This is a genomic window from Variovorax sp. GW458-11-26-14-LB1 (genome assembly GCF_059423965.1).
This window is the reverse complement of record NZ_JBWKYW010000026.1, coordinates 34813-50579: the sequence shown is the minus strand read 5'-3', so window position 1 is coordinate 50579 and position 15767 is coordinate 34813. Positions and strand designations below refer to the sequence as shown.

General features: G+C 66.9%; 17 protein-coding genes. 14 read left to right on the top strand and 3 right to left on the bottom strand.

All coding sequences use genetic code 11. The annotated features are described in order from the left end of the window. Positions 1 to 585: 585 nt before the first annotated feature. The 3 genes from AC07YS_RS18115 to AC07YS_RS18105 all read left to right on the top strand — a co-directional run bounded on the left by AC07YS_RS18115 (position 586) and on the right by AC07YS_RS18105 (position 5453). Complete coding sequence (locus AC07YS_RS18115) at positions 586 to 2508, top strand: PrkA family serine protein kinase (protein WP_062470701.1); 1923 nt, start codon at positions 586 to 588, stop codon at positions 2506 to 2508. Between the two features lie 81 nt (positions 2509 to 2589). After that, the gene (locus AC07YS_RS18110; RefSeq protein WP_095744575.1) at positions 2590 to 3882 is read left to right on the top strand and encodes a YeaH/YhbH family protein; all 1293 of its coding nucleotides are present in this window, start codon (positions 2590 to 2592) and stop codon (positions 3880 to 3882) included. Next, a complete protein-coding gene (locus tag AC07YS_RS18105) occupies positions 3879 to 5453 on the top strand; it encodes a SpoVR family protein (protein WP_223301264.1) in 1575 nt (524 codons plus the stop codon). The genes AC07YS_RS18110 and AC07YS_RS18105 overlap by 4 nt, the downstream gene beginning before the upstream one ends. A 169-nt stretch (positions 5454 to 5622) precedes the next feature. Here the strand turns inward: AC07YS_RS18105 and aroQ are convergent, their stop codons facing one another. Both aroQ and AC07YS_RS18095 read right to left on the bottom strand, forming a co-directional pair. Next, a complete protein-coding gene (gene aroQ / locus AC07YS_RS18100) occupies positions 5623 to 6063 on the bottom strand; it encodes a type II 3-dehydroquinate dehydratase (protein WP_062470706.1) in 441 nt (146 codons plus the stop codon). A 47-nt stretch (positions 6064 to 6110) separates the two neighbouring features. Then, positions 6111 to 7106: a LysR family transcriptional regulator gene (locus AC07YS_RS18095; protein ID WP_495268697.1), complete on the bottom strand. Its 996-nt coding sequence runs from the start codon at positions 7104 to 7106 to the stop codon at positions 6111 to 6113. A 170-nt stretch (positions 7107 to 7276) separates the two neighbouring features. Here AC07YS_RS18095 and AC07YS_RS18090 point away from each other — a divergent pair, with 170 nt between their 5' ends. From AC07YS_RS18090 to AC07YS_RS18045, 10 genes are read left to right on the top strand one after another with little or no spacing between them, the layout of a single operon-like run. Then, positions 7277 to 7951 (top strand): Rieske 2Fe-2S domain-containing protein, encoded by a 675-nt coding sequence (locus AC07YS_RS18090; protein ID WP_495268696.1) that lies wholly within the window; start codon positions 7277 to 7279, stop codon positions 7949 to 7951. A gap of 19 nt (positions 7952 to 7970) precedes the next feature. Beyond that, positions 7971 to 8816, top strand: coding sequence for an aromatic ring-hydroxylating dioxygenase subunit alpha (locus AC07YS_RS18085; protein ID WP_495268695.1), 846 nt, complete (start codon positions 7971 to 7973; stop codon positions 8814 to 8816). Next, entirely contained in the window at positions 8813 to 9463 is a 651-nt protein-coding gene (locus AC07YS_RS18080) for a glutathione S-transferase family protein (protein WP_495268694.1), read from the top strand. Before AC07YS_RS18085 ends, AC07YS_RS18080 begins: the two co-directional genes overlap by 4 nt. Positions 9464 to 9515: 52 nt before the next feature. Then, positions 9516 to 10622, top strand: coding sequence for an S-(hydroxymethyl)glutathione dehydrogenase/class III alcohol dehydrogenase (locus AC07YS_RS18075; protein ID WP_070059685.1), 1107 nt, complete (start codon positions 9516 to 9518; stop codon positions 10620 to 10622). 19 nt (positions 10623 to 10641) lie between these two features. Beyond that, complete coding sequence (locus tag AC07YS_RS18070) at positions 10642 to 11571, top strand: alpha/beta fold hydrolase (protein WP_495268693.1); 930 nt, start codon at positions 10642 to 10644, stop codon at positions 11569 to 11571. Further along, a complete protein-coding gene (fghA, locus tag AC07YS_RS18065; RefSeq protein WP_495268692.1) occupies positions 11568 to 12446 on the top strand; it encodes an S-formylglutathione hydrolase in 879 nt (292 codons plus the stop codon). The genes AC07YS_RS18070 and fghA overlap by 4 nt, the downstream gene beginning before the upstream one ends. 46 nt (positions 12447 to 12492) lie before the next feature. After that, positions 12493 to 12987 carry a GNAT family N-acetyltransferase gene (locus tag AC07YS_RS18060; RefSeq protein ID WP_223301265.1) on the top strand — a complete coding sequence of 165 codons (495 nt, stop codon included), beginning with the start codon at positions 12493 to 12495 and terminating at the stop codon, positions 12985 to 12987. Between the two features lie 26 nt (positions 12988 to 13013). Then, positions 13014 to 13409 (top strand): VOC family protein, encoded by a 396-nt coding sequence (locus AC07YS_RS18055; RefSeq protein WP_235926677.1) that lies wholly within the window; start codon positions 13014 to 13016, stop codon positions 13407 to 13409. Next, positions 13406 to 13792 carry a TfoX/Sxy family protein gene (locus AC07YS_RS18050; protein WP_495268691.1) on the top strand — a complete coding sequence of 129 codons (387 nt, stop codon included), beginning with the start codon at positions 13406 to 13408 and terminating at the stop codon, positions 13790 to 13792. Before AC07YS_RS18055 ends, AC07YS_RS18050 begins: the two co-directional genes overlap by 4 nt. Beyond that, the gene (locus tag AC07YS_RS18045) at positions 13789 to 14409 is read left to right on the top strand and encodes a 3'-5' exonuclease (RefSeq protein ID WP_495268690.1); all 621 of its coding nucleotides are present in this window, start codon (positions 13789 to 13791) and stop codon (positions 14407 to 14409) included. Before AC07YS_RS18050 ends, AC07YS_RS18045 begins: the two co-directional genes overlap by 4 nt. Positions 14410 to 14418: 9 nt before the next feature. Here the strand turns inward: AC07YS_RS18045 and AC07YS_RS18040 are convergent, their stop codons facing one another. Next, complete coding sequence (locus tag AC07YS_RS18040) at positions 14419 to 15147, bottom strand: alpha/beta fold hydrolase (protein ID WP_495268689.1); 729 nt, start codon at positions 15145 to 15147, stop codon at positions 14419 to 14421. Positions 15148 to 15315: 168 nt separating this feature from the next. Between AC07YS_RS18040 and AC07YS_RS18035 the strand changes: the two genes are divergently transcribed. Further along, positions 15316 to 15633 (top strand): ArsR/SmtB family transcription factor, encoded by a 318-nt coding sequence (locus AC07YS_RS18035; protein ID WP_495268688.1) that lies wholly within the window; start codon positions 15316 to 15318, stop codon positions 15631 to 15633. Positions 15634 to 15767 lie beyond the last annotated feature (134 nt).

Below are 15767 nucleotides of genomic sequence, written 5' to 3'. Positions count from 1 at the left end.
TTTCGGCCGCTGCCGCCCTGCGGCGGCGCGCCAGGCACGCGAACGGTGCTCCCCGCACCGTTGCGGAACGCCGCCGACCGGCACCCGCGTTGTCTTCCCACGTTGCCATGCGCCAGCCACTCGCCACAGGAGTGGCGCGGGGATTGCTTTAATGTTTTTTTGGATATGCAATAAACCAAACGACAGGTCGCGCGTTATTGCTGAAAGGCATCGGCTTTATTGAACCCGGGTTCAATTAGGAAAGGTGTTCGCCACAGAATTTCAATGAGGACGATAGCCATTCGGCATAGTCATTTCATCCGGGGACAATTACGCGAGCGCGAGCTTTTCAATTTAACAGAAACACGAATAGAAGTTCCTTGTTTTCCGAGGAACTTTACTCGGCAGAGGGGTTCAGAATAAATAAAACATTTGCCCGGTTCATTCTTTGCTTTATGCTGATTGAACCGATTGTGTAGATAGTGTGTAAGGGAGTTTTCCACGGCATACAGCCATGGGCGGGGCCCCTCTTCCAAGAGGAGCGACGCAGTCTCTGGCTGTAGGCATCGGGGTCAAAAGCCCCGCCGACCTGAAGGAGGCGCGACCATGGACGTGATCAGCAACTTTGCAGCCCGCTACGAACGCACCCGCGAGGAAGTTCTCTCGCTGCAGGAATATCTGGATATCTGCAAACGCGATCCGACGGCATATGCAACGGCCTCCGAACGAATGCTCCAGGCCATTGGCGAGCCGGAACTGGTAGATACCCGCAATGACCCCCGTCTTTCGCGCATCTTCGCGAACAAGGTCATCAAGATCTATCCGGCGTTCAAGGAGTTCTATGGCATGGAAGATGCCATCGAGCAGGTGGTGTCCTATTTCCGCCACGCCGCGCAGGGACTCGAAGAAAAGAAGCAAATCCTTTACCTGCTGGGGCCCGTCGGCGGCGGCAAGAGCTCGATCGCGGAGCGCCTGAAGCAGCTCATGGAGCACGTGCCCTTCTATGCGATCCACGGCTCCCCGGTGAACGAATCGCCCCTCGGGCTCTTCGACACCCTCGAAGACGGCGAGATCCTCGAAAAAGAGTACGGCATCCCCGTGCGCTACCTGAACCGCATCCTGTCGCCCTGGGCCGTGAAGCGGCTCGAGGAGTACGGCGGCGACATCCGCCAGTTCAAGGTGGTCAAGCGCTACCCCTCGGTGCTGCGCCAGATCGCGGTCGCCAAGACCGAGCCCGGCGACGAGAACAACCAGGACATCTCTTCGCTGGTCGGCAAGGTCGACATCCGCAAGCTCGAGACCTACGCCCAGGACGACCCCGACGCGTACGCCTACTCCGGCGGCCTGTGCCTCGCGAACCAGGGCCTGCTGGAGTTCGTGGAAATGTTCAAAGCGCCCATCAAGGTGCTGCACCCACTGCTCACAGCCACGCAGGAAAGCAACTTCAAGGGCACCGAAGGCTTCGGCGCCATTCCCTTCGACGGCATCGTGCTGGCCCACAGCAACGAGAGCGAGTGGAAGGCGTTCCGCAACAACAAGAACAACGAGGCTTTCCTCGACCGGATCTACATCGTCAAGGTGCCGTACTGCCTGCGCGCCTCCGAAGAGATCAAGATCTACGAGAAGCTCGTGCGCAACTCCTCGCTGGCCAAGGCGCCGTGCGCGCCCGGCACCTTGCGCATGATGGCGCAGCTGTCGGTGCTCACGCGCCTGAAGGAGCCCGAGAACTCCAGCACCTTCAGCAAGATGCAGGTGTACGACGGCGAGAACCTGAAAGACACCGACCCCAAGGCCAAGTCGATCCAGGAGTACCGCGACTACGCGGGCGTCGACGAGGGCATGAGCGGCGTCTCCACGCGCTTCGCCTTCAAGATCATCTCCAAGGTCTTCAACTTCGACAGCACCGAGGTGGCCGCCAACCCGGTGCACCTGATGTATGTGCTCGAACAGCAGATCGAGCGCGAGCAGTTTCCGCCGGAAACCGAGCAGAAGTACATCAGCTACATCAAGGAGCTGCTGGCGCCGCGCTACGCCGAGTTCATCGGCAAGGAGATCCAGACCGCCTACCTGGAAAGCTACAGCGAGTACGGCCAGAACATCTTCGACCGCTACGTGACCTACGCCGACTACTGGATCCAGGACCAGGAGTTCCGCGACGTGGACACCGGCGAAGTGTTCGACCGGGCCTCGCTCAACGGCGAGCTCGAGAAGATCGAGCGGCCCGCCGGCATCGGCAACCCGAAGGACTTCCGCAACGAGATCGTCAACTTCGTGCTGCGCGCACGGGCCGGCAACGCAGGGCGCAACCCGGCGTGGACCAGCTACGAGAAGCTGCGCGCAGTGATCGAGAAGAAGATGTTCTCCAACACCGAAGAGCTGCTGCCGGTGATCAGCTTCAACACCAAGAGCAGCGCCGACGAGCAGAAGAAGCACGAGGACTTCGTGACCCGCATGGTCGAGAAGGGCTACACCGCCAAGCAGGTCCGGCTTCTGTGCGAGTGGTACCTGCGGGTGCGCAAGAGTTCATAGCGGACAGCGGGAACAACGGACGCGTGCGAAGGACCTAACCAGCGCACCGTCCACCGTTTTGCAAGGAGCTTTGAAAACATCGTGGCCATCCTGCAGCAGATCATCGATCGCCGGCTCTCGGGCAAGAACAAGTCCATCGGCAACCGCGAGCGCTTCCTTCGGCGCTACAAGGGGCAGATTCAGGAGGCGGTGCGGCGCGCGGTCAGCGGGCGCAACATCCGCGAGCTGGAGCAAGGCGAAGACGTGACCCTGCCGCGCCACGATGTCTCCGAGCCGGTGTTCGGCCATGCGCGCGGCGGCGACCGCGAGTACGTGCACCCCGGCAACCAGGAATACCTCAAGGGCGACCGCATCGCGCGCCCCGAGGGCCAGGGCGGCGGTGGCTCGGGCAGCGGCGAGGCCAGCGACAGCGGCGAAGGCGAGGACGACTTCGTCTTCCGCCTCACGCGCGAGGAGTTCATGCGCGTCTTCTTCGACGACCTCGCGCTACCGCACCTCGTGCGCACCCAGATCGCCGAAGTGCCCGAATGGAAGAGCCATCGCGCCGGCTTCACCAGCGACGGCTCGCCCAACAACCTGCACGTGGTGCGCTCCATGCGCGGCGCGCTGGCGCGGCGCATCGCGCTGGGCGGCGAACCGCGCAAGGAGCTCAAGCGCCTGGAGGCGCACCTCCTGGTGCTGAAAGCGCATCCGCAGGTCGAGACCGCGCTGATCCAGAAGGAAATCCGCGAGACCGAGGATCTCATCGCCGAGCTGCGCCGCACCATGCGGCATGTGCCCTACATCGACCCGATCGACCTGCGCTACCGCAACCGCGTGAAGACGCCCGTGCCCAGCGCCAAGGCCGTGATGTTCTGCCTCATGGACGTGTCGGGCTCGATGGACGAGGCGCGCAAGGACATGGCCAAGCGCTTCTTCATGCTGCTGTACCTGTTTCTCACGCGGCACTACGAGCGCATCGACCTCGTGTTCCTGCGCCACCACACGCAGGCGCAGGAAGTGACCGAAGAAGAGTTCTTCCACGCCACAGAAACCGGCGGCACCGTGGTGTCGAGCGCACTGGTGCTCATGGACGAGATCATCAAGGCCCGCTACGCCAGCGGCGAATGGAACGTGTACGGCGCCCAGGCCAGCGACGGCGACAACTGGCACCAGGACAGCGGCCGCTGCCGCGAACTGCTGGTCGACAACATCCTGCCCGTGGTGCGCTACTACGCCTACGTGCAGGTGGCCGAGACCGAGCAGAACCTGTGGCAGGAGTACCAGCAGCTCGAAGGCGTGGCGCCCAACTTCGCCATGCGCAAGGTATCGGACGCGCAAGACATCTACCCGGTGTTCCGCGACCTGTTCAAGAAGGAAGGGGTGCCCACATGATCACCACCGAACGCCCTCCCGGGGCCCCCGTCCTGCCGCGCAGCACCGACCTGCCCACCTCCCGCCTCGAGCGCCTGCCCAGCCCGTCCGACTGGACCTTCGAGCTCATCGAGACGTACCACACCGAGATCGCCAAGACGGCGAGGAGTTTCGGCCTGGACACCTACCCGAACCAGCTCGAGGTGATCACGGCCGAGCAGATGATGGACGCCTACGCCAGCGTGGGCATGCCCATGATCTACAGGCACTGGTCGTACGGCAAGCAGTTCATCTCCACCGAGAAGAACTACAAGCGCGGTCACATGGGGCTGGCCTACGAGATCGTCATCAACTCCGATCCGTGCATTGCCTACCTCATGGAAGAAAACACCATGGCCATGCAGGCCCTGGTGATCGCGCACGCGGCCTACGGCCACAACAGCTTCTTCAAGGGCAACTACCTGTTCCGCATGTGGACCGACGCGTCGTCGATCATCGACTACCTCGTCTACGCGCGGCACTACATCGCCGAGTGCGAGGAACGCCACGGCCTCGATGCGGTGGAAGACCTGCTCGACTCCTGCCACGCGCTCATGAACTACGGCGTCGACCGCTACCGCCGTCCGCAGAAGCGTTCGCTGGCGCAAGAGAGCGCGCAGCGCACCGACCGCGAGCGCCACATGCAGCAGCAGGTGAACGACCTGTGGCGCACGCTGCCGCGCAAGAGCGAACAGGCCGCCGAGTCCGAAGCCGCGCGCCGCTTTCCGCCCGAGCCGCAGGAGAACCTGCTCTATTTCATCGAGAAGAACGCCGCCCTGCTCGAGCCGTGGCAGCGCGAGGTGGTGCGCATCGTGCGCAAGATCGCGCAGTACTTCTACCCGCAGCGCCAGACCCAGGTCATGAACGAAGGCTGGGCCACCTTCTGGCACTACACGCTGCTCAACACCATGTACGACCGCGGCCAGCTGGACGACGGCTTCATGATGGAATGGCTCAGCTCGCACACCAGCGTGGTGTTCCAGCCGCCCGTGGGCCACCGCGCCTACAGCGGCATCAACCCGTATGCGCTGGGCTTCAAGATGTTCACCGACCTGCGCCGCGTCTGCGAAAAGCCGACCGACGAAGACCGCCGCTGGTTCCCCGACTTCGCGGGCACCGACTGGGTGAAGACGCTCGACTACGCGATGCGCAACTTCAAGGACGAGAGCTTCGTCGGCCAGTTCCTGAGCCCGAAGACGATGCGCGATTTCCGCCTGTTCTCGATCCGCGACTACCAGAGCGAATCGGAACTCGAGGTGTCGGCCATCCACGACGACAGCGGCTACCAGGCGCTGCGCGAATCGCTGTCACGCCAGTACGACATCGGCAACCGCGAGCCCGACATCCAGGTCTGGAGCGTGGCCACGCGCGGCGACCGCTCGCTCACGCTGCGCCACACGCAGCGCAACAACCTGCCGCTGAACGACAACGCCGAAGAAGTGCTGAAGCACGTCGCAAGGCTCTGGGGCTTCGACGTGCACCTGGAAAGCGTCGACAGCGCAGGCCGGGTCAGCCGCAGCTGGAAGGCCGCGGCGCCGAAGCAAACCTACTGAGGAGACGCTGCGATGCAGGGCGGCTGTTGATTAGCCGCTCGCCAAGAGCGTGCCCTCGTGCGCAGGGCACTGGGTGCTTCCCGCAGCGAAATCAAGGAGGAGGGGCGAAGCCCCGGGGGACATTCGCGGAGGGAAGTACCCGGTGTCCTGCGCACGCCCCCCGAAAAACTCAAGGAACCAGCGCAGCAATCGCCAGCGTGTAGCCTTTCACCCCCAGCCCCACGATGATCCCGCGCGCCGCAGGCGAGATGTACGAGTGGTGGCGAAACTCTTCCCGCGCATGCACGTTCGAGATGTGCAGTTCGATCAGCGGCACGCTCGCCCCCTTGATGGCGTCGTGCAGTGCAATGGATGTGTGGGTGTAGGCCCCCGGGTTCATCACCACGCCCAACATGTTCCCGGCGGCCACTTCGCGGCCCGCCTCCTGGACCCAGTCGATCAGCACGCCTTCGTGGTTCGACTGGCGGCACTCGATCTCGACACCGAGTTTCGCGCCCGTCTCCTTGCACAGGCGTTCGACGTCGGCGAGCGTGTCGCGGCCGTACTGTTCGGGCTCGCGCGTGCCGAGCAGGTTGAGGTTGGGGCCGTTGAGGACGAGGATTTTCTTCATGATGGATCGGTGAAGGAAGCTGGCGGATGCAGGAAGAAGAAAGCCGATTATGGTCGCGCCGCCGACCGCGCCCGCCGTGCAGGTGACACCGCCGCGGTCGACCCCACGTAGTGGTTGTACGAGCCGATGTCCACCACGCAGCGCGCCATCAGGTCGACGAAGGCCCGCAGCTTCTGCCCCATGTAGCGCTGCCGCTGGTAGGCGCAGTACAGCCGCCGCGCCTCCGGCGGCCACTGCGGCAGCACCGGCACCAGCACGCCCTGCGCCACCTCGGGCCCGGCGAAGAACACCGGCAGCGGCGCAATGCCCAGGCCGTCGATGCAGAAGGTCTTCATCACCCAGTGGTCGTTGGTCTCGAAGGCCGGCTCCGAGCGCACCACATGGCGCCCCGAGGCCTGCTGCGACACCAGCCGCAGCGGCGATGGCGGCCCCGACGGCTCGCGCATCGCGATCATCCGGTGCTGCGCCAACGCCTCGGGCGTCTGCGGCGTGCCGTGCCGCGCCAGGTACTGCGGGCTCGCGTACAGGCCGTAGGCCAGCCGGCCCAGCAACTTGGCGACCAGGTCCGGCAGGTCGGGCGGCGCCGAGCCCACATAGCAGTCGACCTCGCCGATCCGCGGGGCCTGCGCGCCGTTCGCCACGTCGAGCTGGCAGCGCACGTTCGGGTGCGATTCGAGAAAGATCCGCACCACATGGCAGACGAAGGAGGTGCTGAACTGCGTGTCGGACAGCAGCGTGAGCCGCCCCGACACCCCGCCGGTGAGCTCCTGCACCTCGGTGCGCGCCGTTTCCAACCGACCGCTCACCTCGCCGAGCAGCCCCTCGCAGCGTGCGAAGAACGCACGCCCGGCCTCCGTGGGCGCGATGCGGCGCGAGCTGCGCAGCAGCAGCTGGGCGCCCAGCAGTTCCTCCAGCCGCGTGAGCTGCCGGCTCAGCGTGGCCTTCGACACGCCCGACAGGCTCTCGGCCTTGGTGAGGCTGCCGCTCTTCATCACGAGGACGAAGGCCTCGACCAGCGCGAGGTCGATGCGCCCTGCGCTCATGAAAGCCACCGCCGTGGGAGTCGTCGTTGCAGGAATGAAAAGGAGCGTCTTGGCATGGGGCTTTCATCGGTGCGACGGACACGCTACGGTAGGCGGCACCGCCGACAAGGGCATGGCCGATGCTATGCCGATTTGTGGCGCCCTTTCCCGCCGCCCCACGATCAAGACCCATGAACCCTTCCGCCACCTGGCACCCCGTCACGCCCTCCGCCGAGGTGCGCGCCGGCGCCAACATCGTCGCCGGCTTTGCGCAAGGCCAGGAGCTCGCGCTGTGGCGCGCGGCCGATGGCTCCCCGCAGGCCTGGGAGAACCGCTGCCCGCACCGCAGCGTGCGCTTCACCCTCGGCCAGGTGACCGGCGGCGACCGCCTGGCGTGCGCGTACCACGGCTGGCAGTACGAGGCCGGCAGCGGCGCGTGCGTGCGCATCCCGGCGCACCCGGCCATGCCCGCGCCGCGCAACGTCTGCGCCAAGACGTTCGCCACGGCGGATGCTGCGGGGATGCTGTGGGTGCGCCTCGCGGCCGACGGCGCAGAGGCGCCGCCCGAACTGGCCGGCGCCGTGCCCGCCGGCTGGCACCTCGCCCGCACCCTGACGCTGCGCGTGGCCGCGTCCGTGGTGCGCGCTGCGCTGGCGCCGCATGGCTTCGCATCGACGGGAACGCCCGATGCATGGCAAGGCACGCTGGGCGAATCGCCCGTCGCCGCCCTGCTGCTCGACGCCCAGCCGCAGCTGAGCTTCCTGCACCTGTGGACCGACGCCGCCCCTGGCTCCGACGCGATGGCCCGGGTGCACCGCGCGGCGCGGCAGCTGCGCAGCGACATCGAAGCCGCCGCATCGCTCTGAACAAGAAGAAAGAGAAAACATGCCCTTCGTCACCGACGATCCCAACATGCTCGACGACTGGCTCGTCGTCGGCCCCGCCAGCGGCTTGCCACGCACGGCGCGGCTGCTTGGCGACACCCTGCACCTGCACACCGATGCCGACGGCACGCCGCACGCCCGACTCGGCACCGACGCGCTGACCGTGCAATCGCGCTACGGCTTCCTCTGGGTCTGCCCCAGCGGCCGCCCGGCGCGCCCGCTGTTCGCCTTCCCCGAATACGACGAGCCCGGCCGCCGCATCGTCGATTGCGGCGGGCTCGGCGTGGCCGTGTCGGGCTTGCGCGTGATCGAGAACTTCCTGGACATGGCGCACTTTCCCTTCGTGCACCCCGACTACCTCGGCAAGGTGCCACACACCGAAGTGGCCAAGTACAACGTCGAGGTCGATGCCGCCACCGACGAGATCTGGGCCACCGACTGCCGCTTCTGGCAACCCCGCGCCTCCGCCGCCCACGACACGGGCAGCGAGGTGTTCTACAAGTACCGCGTGATGCAGCCCTTCTCGGCCATGCTCTACAAGTCGAGCCACCGGCCCGACAGGCTCGACGCCATCGGCCTCTTCCTGCAGCCGGTGGACGACGAGCACGTCATCGCCCACACCCTGCTGGCCTACTTCGACGACGTGTCGAGCGACGCCGAGCTCATCGCCTTCCAGCACACCATCTTCGGGCAGGACAAGCCGATCCTGGAGAACCACGCCTTCAAGCGCATGCCGCTCGAAGGCCGTGCCGAAACGCCCACGCGCGGCGACACCACCTCCGTCACCTACCGCCGCTGGCTGCGCGAGCGCGGCATGCGCTTCGGTACCGCGAGGGCCGCCGCATGACCGTCAAGCTCTACGACTACCCGCTCTCGGGCAACTGCTTCAAGGTGCGGCAGATGCTGCTGTGGCTCGGCGTGGACCACGCGAGCGTGCCGGTCGATTTCCATCCGGGCCGCGAACACAAGTCCGCCAGATTCCTCGAGCAGGTCAACCCGCTCGGCCAGCTCCCGGTGATCGACGACGAAGGCTTCGTGCTGCGCGACGCGCAGGCCATCCTGGTCTACCTCGCGAGCCGCTACGACGACGCACGGCAGCGCTGGTACCCCGCCGCCCCGAAGCTGCGCGGCCAGGTCGCGATGTGGCTCGCCATGGCCGACGAGATCACGCGCACCGCCTCGGCCGCTCGGCTGCACGACGCGCTGGACTACACGCACCTGGACATCGAGGCCTGCCGGCGCGGTGCGCGCGCGGCCTTCCGCGTGCTCGACGACCACCTGGCCGAGCAGCATGCCGCCACCGGCCTGCGCTGGCTCGTGGCCGCGCCCGAGCCGACCATTGCCGACCTCGCCTGCTTTCCGTACGTGGCGCTGGCGGGCGAAGGCGGCGTCTCGCTCGACGAGTTTCCCGCGCTGCGCCGCTGGGTCTGGGACTTTCGTCACCTGCCGGGCTTTGTGGGCATGTCGGGTATCTTCCCGGCTGGCCCCGCCTGAAGGCTCGCCTGAGTATCCTTGTCCCCTTCCGCTCTCTGAAGAACCGAATCCCATGAAAACCAAAGCCGCCGTCGCTTGGCAAGCAGGCCAACCCCTGACCATCGAAACCGTGGACCTCCAAGGCCCGAAGTTCGGTGAAGTGCTGGTCGAGATCAAGGCCACCGGCATCTGCCACACCGACTACTACACGCTCTCGGGCGCCGACCCCGAAGGCATCTTCCCCGCCATCCTGGGCCATGAAGGCGCGGGCATCGTGGTCGACGTCGGCCCCGGCGTCACCACCCTGAAAAAGGGCGACCACGTCATTCCGCTGTACACGCCCGAATGCCGCCAGTGCAAGTTCTGCCTGAGCCGCAAGACCAACCTGTGCCAGCTGATCCGCGGCACGCAGGGCAAGGGCCTCATGCCCGACGCCACCAGCCGCTTCAGCCTCGACGGCAAGCCCATCTTCCACTACATGGGCACGAGCACTTTCAGCAACTACACGGTCGCGCCCGAGATCTCGCTGGCCAAGATCCGCGAAGACGCGCCCTTCGACAAGGTCTGCTACATCGGCTGCGGCGTCACCACCGGCATCGGCGCGGTGATCTTCACGGCCAAGGTCGAAGCCGGCGCGAACGTCGTGGTGTTCGGCCTGGGCGGCATCGGCCTGAACGTGATCCAGGGCGCCAAGATGGTGGGCGCCGACAAGATCATCGGCGTCGACTTGAACCCCGAGCGCGAGGCCATGGCCCGCCAGTTCGGCATGACGCACTTCATCAACCCCAAGACCACCGAGAACGTGGTCGACGCCATCGTGCAGCTGACCGACGGCGGCGCCGACTACAGCTTCGAATGCATCGGCAACACGCAGGTGATGCGCCAGGCGCTCGAGTGCACGCACAAGGGCTGGGGCCGCAGCATCATCATCGGCGTGGCCGAGGCCGGCGCCGAGATCAGCACGCGCCCGTTCCAGCTGGTCACCGGCCGCAAGTGGGAAGGCTCGGCCTTCGGCGGCGCGCGCGGACGCACCGACGTGCCGAAGATCGTCGACTGGTACATGGAAGGCAAGATCAACATCGACGACCTGATCACGCACACCATGCCGCTGGAAGACATCAACAAGGGCTTCGACCTGATGAAGCGCGGCGAGTCGATCCGCGGCGTGGTCCTGTACTGAGCCCGAGGAGGCGCCCGCCATGAACCGCATGGAACCCCTGCGCAGAATCGAAGCGGGCGTCCTCGAAGTCGCCTACTACGAAGCCGGCCCCGCCGACGGCCCGCCCGTGCTGCTGATGCACGGCTTTCCATACGACATTCACACTTACGCCGAGGTCGCGCCGATGCTGGCCGCCCAAGGCTGCCGTGTGATCGTGCCGTACATGCGCGGCTACGGCGCCACGCGCTTCCTCGCCGACGCCACGCCGCGCTCGGGCGAACAGGCGGCCTTCGGCGCCGACCTGCTCGCGCTGCTCGACGCGCTGAAGATCGAGCGCGCCGTGCTCGCCGGCTACGACTGGGGCGGCCGCGCCGCCTGCGTGGTCGCGGCGCTGTGGCCCGAACGCTGCGCGGGGCTGGTCTCGCTCAACAGCTACAACATCCAGAACATCGCCAAGGCGATGGAGCCCGACACGCCCGCCAACGAGCACAGCCTCTGGTACCAGTACTACTTCCACAGCGAACGCGGCCGCGCCGGCCTCGCGAAGGACCGCAAGGCCCTCACGAAGCTGCTGTGGCAGCTGTGGTCGCCGACCTGGCGCTTCGACGACGCCACCTTCGAACGCAGCGCCGCCGCCTTCGAACACCCCGACTTCGTGGACGTGGTGATCCACTCGTACCGCCACCGCTTCGGCCTCGTGCCCGGCGACCCGGCGTATGCCGACATCGAACGCCGCCTCGCCGCGCAGCCGACGATCACCGTGCCCGCCATCACCTTCGACGGCATCGACGACGGCGTGCGACCGCCCGCCGATGCCTCGGCCCACGCGCACCGCTTCAGCGGGCCGCGTTCGCACCGCCTCGTGCCCGGCGCAGGCCACAACCTGCCGCAGGAAGCGCCGCGCACCTTCGCCGACGCCGTGCTCGAACTCGTGCCCGCGCTGCGAAGCCAGACGACCTCTTTTTCATGACCGACACCACCCCGACACTCCTTTCCGAACACCACGCCTTCGGCGGCGTGCAGCGCTTCGTCGAGCACCGCTCGCACGAGATCGGCCTGCCGATGCGCTTCTCGGTCTACCTGCCCCCGCAGGCCGCGCACACGCGCGTGCCCGCCCTGCTCTACCTTGCCGGCCTGACCTGCAACGAAGAGACCTTCGCGGTGAAGGCTGGCGCGCAGCGCATGGCCGCGAGCCTGGGCGTTGCGCTCATCGCACCCGACACCAGCCCGCGCGGCGCCGGGCCCGAAGGCCTGCCGGGCGCGAAAGACAGCTGGGACTTCGGCATTGGCGCCGGCTTCTACCTCGACGCCACCGCCGAGCCCTGGGCCACGCACTGGCGCATGGAAAGCTGGATCGTGCACGAGCTGCTGCCGCTGGTGGCCCGTCACTTTCCCATCGAGGGCGAGCGCATCGGCATCTTCGGCCACTCGATGGGCGGCCACGGCGCGCTCACGCTGGCGCTGCGGCACCCGGGGCGCTTCAAGTCGCTCTCGGCCTTCGCGCCGATCTGTGCGCCCACCCAGTGCCCGTGGGGCCAGAAGGCCTTCGCCGGCTACCTGGGCGAGCCCGGCGACGACCGCGCGCAGTGGCTCGCGCACGACGCCAGCGCGCTGATGCAATCGCAGACCGTGGCGCCCTATCCGCAGGGCATCCTCATCGACCAGGGCCTGGCCGACAAATTCCTCGCCGAGCAATTGCATCCCGAGGCCTTCGAGGCCGCCTGCTTCGCCGCCGGCCAGCCGCTCACGCTGCGCCGCCACGCGGGCTACGACCACGGCTACTACTTCATCCAGAGCTTCATGGCCGACCACATCGCGCACCATGCGCAGACGCTGAACGGCTGAGCACAAAGAGGTGCGGTCCGCACCCGGCGTGGCTATCATGGTCCGCATGTCCGCCGCCCAGATTCCTGCCTTCCAGCTGCGCTCGCGCGATGGCGGCGCCGAAGAGAACATGGTGCTCGCGGGCATCTGGCGCCGCGCCTGGGTGTCGGCCAACCGCAGCGCCGTCCACGTCGAGCCCATCGGCCACTGGCTGCGGCGCGTGCAGACCGAATTCATCCCGCCCGCCGACGTGGTGCTGGCCGAGCGCGACGGCCAGGTGCTGGCCTTCATGGTGCTGCTCACGGCGCGCGAGTACGTGGCCCAGCTGTTCGTCGAACCGCACCTGCGCAGCCAGGGCCTGGGCAAGGCGCTGCTCGACGAGGCCTGCGTGCGCATGCCGCACGGCTGGCGGCTGCACGTGGCCGTCACCAACACCGAGGCGCAGCGCTTCTACGAACGCTACGGCCTCGTGCGTGGCGTGGTCGACCGCCACCCGGGCAGCGGGCGCGAACGCATCGCCTACCATTGGTCGCCCACCCGCGCGCCCTGGCGCACGGGCTGACACCCTCCGCACTTCCTTTCTGCCCCATGCGCATCCGCATCGATCACATCGCCCTCTGGACCACCGACCTCGAACGCTGCAAGCGCTTCTACGTCGACTACTTCGGCGCCACCGCCGGCGCCGGCTACGTCAACCCGGCCAAGGGCTTCGCCTCGTGCTTCCTGAGCCTGGGCGACGGCGCGCGCATCGAGGCCATGACCACGAGCACCCTGTCGCCCGTGGTCGCCGAGGCCGGCGCGCAGCGCATGGGCTGGACGCACCTGGCGATCTCGGTCGGCTCCGACGCCGAGGTCGATGCGCTCACGCAGCGGCTGAAGGCCGACGGCTATCCGCTGCTCGACGGCCCGCGCCGCACCGGCGACGGCTACTACGAGAGCGTGGTGCTCGACCCGGACGGCAACCGCATCGAGATCACGTCATGAGCGTCTTTGTTCAAAGCCTGCACGAGACCTTCGAGCGCCTCGGCCGCATCGAGACGCGCCGCATGTTCGGCGGCCACGGCGTGTGGCACGAGGGCCGCATGATCGCGCTCGTCGCCAAGGACACGCTGTACCTCAAGGCCGATGCCGGCAGCGCCGCGCACTTCGATGCGCCGAACCTGCCGCCCTTCACCTACGTGCGCGAGGGCAAGGAGATGCCGATGTCGTACCGCCTCGCGCCGGCCGACCTGTTCGAAGACCGCGAGGAAGCCGCGCGCTGGGGCCGCCTGGCCTACGAAGCCGCGCTGCGTTCGGGCCAGCCGCCGAAGCCGAAGAAGCCCAAACCCAAGACAACCCCCAAGGCCGCGAAAGCGAAGACCCGGTGAACGCCCCCCACAACAACAGCCACCGGCTCCCTCCGCTTCCCGAGCGCGAACAGATCGCGCTGCTCGACCCCTTCGACAGCCTCGACCTGAAAGACATCGTGGTCGTCAGCTCGCTGGCCGAAGCCGAGCGCGCCGCGGACGAATTGCTCGACGCCGGCGTGGCCGGCTTCGACACCGAGTCGCGCCCCACCTTCGCGAAGAACGAAGTGTCGACCGGCCCGCACGTCGTGCAGTTCGCCACGCGCGACACGGCCTGGCTGTTCCAGCTGCACCGCAACGAATGCAACCCCGTGGTCGCGGGCCTGCTCGCGTCCACCGAACTGCGCAAGGTCGGCTTCGGCCTGTCGAGCGACCTGTCGCTGATTCGCCTGCGGCTGGCGATTGCGCCGCAGGCCGTGTTCGACATCGACGACGAGTTCCGCCGGCGCGGCTACCGCCGCTCGGTGGGCGTGAAGACGGCGGTGGCGCTGATGTTCAACCGCCGCTTCGCCAAGTCGCGCAAGGCGACCACCTCGAACTGGGCGCACAAGCAGCTCACCGAATCGCAGATCCGCTACGCGGCCAACGACGCCTATGCGTCGCTGCGCGTGTTCGACGCGCTCTTTCCGAACGGCTGAAGTCTTCCGTCAGTCGCGCCCCGCTTCGAGGATCGCCTGCGCCAGCCGCTGCGGGTTCGAGAAGAACATCTCGTGGCTGCCCGGGCACTCCACGAGCCGGAACAACCCCAGCCGCTCCGACAGCCGCGGATGCCACGGCAGGCTGTGCGGCAGCGCCATGTCCTGCTGGCAGTTGACGTACGACTTGCCCAGTGCCAGCGCCGCCAGCGGCTGCTTCAGCTGGATCTTGTCGGTGAAGGTGCGGTACGGGTGCGGGTTGAGCTGGTCGTAGGCGGACTGCGCCAGCGCGAGGTCGGCGTCGTTGATGAAGGCCTCGCGCCAGATCTCGAAGGGCAGCGTCACGGCGTTGTGGTTGGCCGCAGCCACCGCGTCGAACATGGTCACGTAATGCGGCGGCACCATGTCGTTGAGCGCCTCGCCGTCGAGCGGCACGAAGGCATTGATGTAGACCAGCCGCCGCAGCCGCGCCGCGATGCGGTCGGCCACGCCCGAAATCACCATGCCGCCGTAGCTGTGGCCCACGAGCCGCACCTGCATGAGGTCCTTGCCCTCGATGAAGCGGACCACCGAGGCGATGGCGTCGGCCAGGCCGGTGCCCGCGCGGTCGTCGCCGGGGTTGTTGCCTGCCACGGTGGGGCAATGCACGGTGTGGCCGGCCGCGCGCAGGCCGTCGGCCACGGCCTCCATTTCGGCGCCGGTGTGCCAGGCGCCGTGAACCAGAACATAGGTGTCGGACATGGGTGTCTCCTTCGTTGGATGCTTCGTTGGGGGTAGAGCCGAGGGCGACTGTAGAAAAAGCGGTACGTCGCGGATGGCCGCTATCTGCCAGGGCGATGGCCGATTCGTGCCACCGATCTTTTTGTCTTCTGGGTTGTCTTTATTCAATAATTCAAAGATACTTGAATAATGGAAGAAAACGATGTGGTCCGCGCCTTGGGCGCACTCGCGCAACCCGTGCGCCTTCGGGTGTTCCGTGCTTTGGTGGTCGCCGGGCCCGACGGGCTGACGCCGGGTGCGCTGACCGAAGCGCTGGCGGTACCGGCGACGGGGTTGTCCTTTCACCTCAAGGAGCTGGTGAACGCGAGCCTCGTCTCGCAGGAGCGCCAGGGGCGCAACCTCATCTACCGCGCGTCGTTCGACCGGATGAACGGCCTGCTCGGCTACCTCACCGAGAACTGCTGCCAAGGGGAAGCCTGTCTTCCGGCGAGCACCTGCGACTGCTGACCATGAAAGCTTGTGCGGTTGCACGCAGCGTGCGTGTGCTCTGGCGTGCTCCCGCCGACGGGGCACCTTGCTCCGCGAATGTCCCCCGCCCTTCGGGCTCCTCCTTGATTTCGCTGCGCAAGGCACCCCATCGA

Bases quoted from the DNA above. Each gene is read 5' to 3' on its own strand.
- AC07YS_RS18115 (WP_062470701.1), top strand. From the start codon at position 586: ATGGACGTGATCAGCAACTTTGCAGCCCGCTACGAACGCACCCGCGAG.
- AC07YS_RS18105 (WP_223301264.1), top strand. From the start codon at position 3,879: ATGATCACCACCGAACGCCCTCCCGGGGCCCCCGTCCTGCCGCGCAGC.
- aroQ (WP_062470706.1), bottom strand. From the start codon at position 6,063: ATGAAGAAAATCCTCGTCCTCAACGGCCCCAACCTCAACCTGCTCGGC.
- AC07YS_RS18095 (WP_495268697.1), bottom strand. From the start codon at position 7,106: ATGAGCGCAGGGCGCATCGACCTCGCGCTGGTCGAGGCCTTCGTCCTC.
- AC07YS_RS18090 (WP_495268696.1), top strand. From the start codon at position 7,277: ATGAACCCTTCCGCCACCTGGCACCCCGTCACGCCCTCCGCCGAGGTG.
- AC07YS_RS18085 (WP_495268695.1), top strand. From the start codon at position 7,971: ATGCCCTTCGTCACCGACGATCCCAACATGCTCGACGACTGGCTCGTC.
- AC07YS_RS18080 (WP_495268694.1), top strand. From the start codon at position 8,813: ATGACCGTCAAGCTCTACGACTACCCGCTCTCGGGCAACTGCTTCAAG.
- AC07YS_RS18075 (WP_070059685.1), top strand. From the start codon at position 9,516: ATGAAAACCAAAGCCGCCGTCGCTTGGCAAGCAGGCCAACCCCTGACC.
- AC07YS_RS18070 (WP_495268693.1), top strand. From the start codon at position 10,642: ATGAACCGCATGGAACCCCTGCGCAGAATCGAAGCGGGCGTCCTCGAA.
- fghA (WP_495268692.1), top strand. From the start codon at position 11,568: ATGACCGACACCACCCCGACACTCCTTTCCGAACACCACGCCTTCGGC.
- AC07YS_RS18060 (WP_223301265.1), top strand. From the start codon at position 12,493: ATGTCCGCCGCCCAGATTCCTGCCTTCCAGCTGCGCTCGCGCGATGGC.
- AC07YS_RS18055 (WP_235926677.1), top strand. From the start codon at position 13,014: ATGCGCATCCGCATCGATCACATCGCCCTCTGGACCACCGACCTCGAA.
- AC07YS_RS18050 (WP_495268691.1), top strand. From the start codon at position 13,406: ATGAGCGTCTTTGTTCAAAGCCTGCACGAGACCTTCGAGCGCCTCGGC.
- AC07YS_RS18040 (WP_495268689.1), bottom strand. From the start codon at position 15,147: ATGTCCGACACCTATGTTCTGGTTCACGGCGCCTGGCACACCGGCGCC.
- AC07YS_RS18035 (WP_495268688.1), top strand. From the start codon at position 15,316: ATGGAAGAAAACGATGTGGTCCGCGCCTTGGGCGCACTCGCGCAACCC.